This window comes from Pseudomonas nitroreducens (genome assembly GCF_024170165.1).
GTDB lineage: Bacteria > Pseudomonadota > Gammaproteobacteria > Pseudomonadales > Pseudomonadaceae > Pseudomonas > Pseudomonas nitroreducens_C.
The window spans coordinates 1-3,157 of record NZ_JALJXP010000028.1 but is presented as its reverse complement, the minus strand read 5'-3'; the positions used below and the strand labels follow the sequence as shown (position 1 = coordinate 3,157).

Here is a 3,157-nt window from a genome sequence, read left to right as displayed (position 1 = left end):
ATTTGCGGTTCACACGAACTTTCGGTTCGTTACGTCTTCACCGTACAACACGCAAATTGTTTGGGTGTTATATGGTCAAGCCTCACGGGCAATTAGTATCGGTTAGCTCAACGCCTCACAGCGCTTACACACCCGACCTATCAACGTCGTAGTCTTCGACGGCCCTTCAGGGGAATCAAGTTCCCAGTGAGATCTCATCTTGAGGCTAGTTTCCCGCTTAGATGCTTTCAGCGGTTATCTATTCCGAACATAGCTACCCGGCAATGCCACTGGCGTGACAACCGGAACACCAGAGGTTCGTCCACTCCGGTCCTCTCGTACTAGGAGCAGCCCCTCTCAAATCTCAAACGTCCACGGCAGATAGGGACCGAACTGTCTCACGACGTTCTAAACCCAGCTCGCGTACCACTTTAAATGGCGAACAGCCATACCCTTGGGACCGGCTTCAGCCCCAGGATGTGATGAGCCGACATCGAGGTGCCAAACACCGCCGTCGATATGAACTCTTGGGCGGTATCAGCCTGTTATCCCCGGAGTACCTTTTATCCGTTGAGCGATGGCCCTTCCATACAGAACCACCGGATCACTAAGACCTACTTTCGTACCTGCTCGACGTGTCTGTCTCGCAGTCAAGCGCGCTTTTGCCTTTATACTCTACGACCGATTTCCGACCGGTCTGAGCGCACCTTCGTACTCCTCCGTTACTCTTTAGGAGGAGACCGCCCCAGTCAAACTGCCCACCATACACTGTCCTCGATCCGGATAACGGACCAGAGTTAGAACCTCAAGCATGCCAGGGTGGTATTTCAAGGATGGCTCCACGCAGACTGGCGTCCACGCTTCAAAGCCTCCCACCTATCCTACACAAGCAGGCTCAAAGTCCAGTGCAAAGCTACAGTAAAGGTTCACGGGGTCTTTCCGTCTAGCCGCGGATACACTGCATCTTCACAGCGATTTCAATTTCACTGAGTCTCGGGTGGAGACAGCGCCGCCATCGTTACGCCATTCGTGCAGGTCGGAACTTACCCGACAAGGAATTTCGCTACCTTAGGACCGTTATAGTTACGGCCGCCGTTTACCGGGGCTTCGATCAAGAGCTTCGCTTTCGCTAACCCCATCAATTAACCTTCCGGCACCGGGCAGGCGTCACACCCTATACGTCCACTTTCGTGTTTGCAGAGTGCTGTGTTTTTAATAAACAGTCGCAGCGGCCTGGTATCTTCGACCGGCATGGGCTTACGCAGTAAATGCTTCACCCTCGCCGGCGCACCTTCTCCCGAAGTTACGGTGCCATTTTGCCTAGTTCCTTCACCCGAGTTCTCTCAAGCGCCTTGGTATTCTCTACCCAACCACCTGTGTCGGTTTGGGGTACGGTTCCTAGTTACCTGAAGCTTAGAAGCTTTTCCTGGAAGCATGGCATCAACCACTTCATCATCTGAAAGATGACTCGTCATCAGCTCTCGGCATTAAGACCCCGGATTTACCTAAGATCTCTGCCTACCACCTTAAACTTGGACAACCAACGCCAAGCTGGCCTAGCCTTCTCCGTCCCTCCATCGCAGTAACTAGAAGTACAGGAATATTAACCTGTTTCCCATCGACTACGCTCTTCAGCCTCGCCTTAGGGACCGACTAACCCTGCGTCGATTAACGTTGCGCAGGAACCCTTGGTCTTTCGGCGTGGGAGTTTTTCACTCCCATTGTCGTTACTCATGTCAGCATTCGCACTTCTGATACCTCCAGCAAGCTTCTCAACTCACCTTCACAGGCTTACAGAACGCTCCTCTACCGCGCATCTTGCGATGCACCCGTAGCTTCGGTGTATGGTTTGAGCCCCGTTACATCTTCCGCGCAGGCCGACTCGACTAGTGAGCTATTACGCTTTCTTTAAAGGGTGGCTGCTTCTAAGCCAACCTCCTAGCTGTCTAAGCCTTCCCACATCGTTTACCACTTAACCATAACTTTGGGACCTTAGCTGACGGTCTGGGTTGTTTCCCTTTTCACGACGGACGTTAGCACCCGCCGTGTGTCTCCCACGCTGACACTTCCAGGTATTCGGAGTTTGCATCGGTTTGGTAAGTCGGGATGACCCCCTAGCCGAAACAGTGCTCTACCCCCTGGAGTGATACGTGAGGCGCTACCTAAATAGCTTTCGAGGAGAACCAGCTATCTCCGAGCTTGATTAGCCTTTCACTCCGATCCACAAGTCATCCCCTACCTTTTCAACGGGAGTGGGTTCGGTCCTCCAGTCAGTGTTACCTAACCTTCAACCTGCTCATGGATAGATCGCCCGGTTTCGGGTCTATACCCAGCGACTAAAACGCCCTATTAAGACTCGCTTTCGCTACGCCTTCCCTATACGGTTAAGCTCGCCACTGAATATAAGTCGCTGACCCATTATACAAAAGGTACGCAGTCACCTAACAAAGTAGGCTCCCACTGCTTGTACGCATACGGTTTCAGGTTCTATTTCACTCCCCTCTCCGGGGTTCTTTTCGCCTTTCCCTCACGGTACTGGTTCACTATCGGTCAGTCAGTAGTATTTAGCCTTGGAGGATGGTCCCCCCATATTCAGACAAAGTTTCTCGTGCTCCGTCCTACTCGATTTCACTTCAAAGAACCTTTCACATACGGGGCTATCACCCACTATGGCCGCACTTTCCAGAGCGTTCTGTTAGATTCAAAGAAGCTTAAGGGCTAATCCCCGTTCGCTCGCCACTACTAAGGGAATCTCGGTTGATTTCTTTTCCTCAGGGTACTTAGATGTTTCAGTTCCCCTGGTTCGCCTCTTACACCTATGTATTCAGTGCAAGATACCCAGCTTATGCTAGGTGGGTTTCCCCATTCAGAGATCTCCGGATCAAAGTCTGTTTGCCGACTCCCCGAAGCTTATCGCAGGCTACCACGTCTTTCATCGCCTCTGACTGCCAAGGCATCCACCGTATGCGCTTCTTCACTTGACCATATAACCCCAAGCAATCTGGTTATTGTCTCGAACGTGAAGACGACATTCGCCGAAAATTCGCGCTTGAACTCGCAAATTTTACCTTGACTTGAATAATCACCAGTGAAAGAGATTATTCAGTCTACTTCTATCACATACCCAAATTTTTAAAGAACAGTTCTGGCACAAAGACCAGACATCAATGTTCGTTCA

1 rRNA gene is annotated in these 3,157 nt (G+C 51.3%); it reads right to left on the bottom strand.

Annotated elements, in window-relative coordinates:
- Positions 1 to 71 precede the first annotated feature (71 nt).
- Positions 72 to 2,963, bottom strand: a 23S ribosomal RNA gene (locus tag J2T47_RS29140).
- Between the last annotated feature and the right edge of the window lie 194 nt (positions 2,964 to 3,157).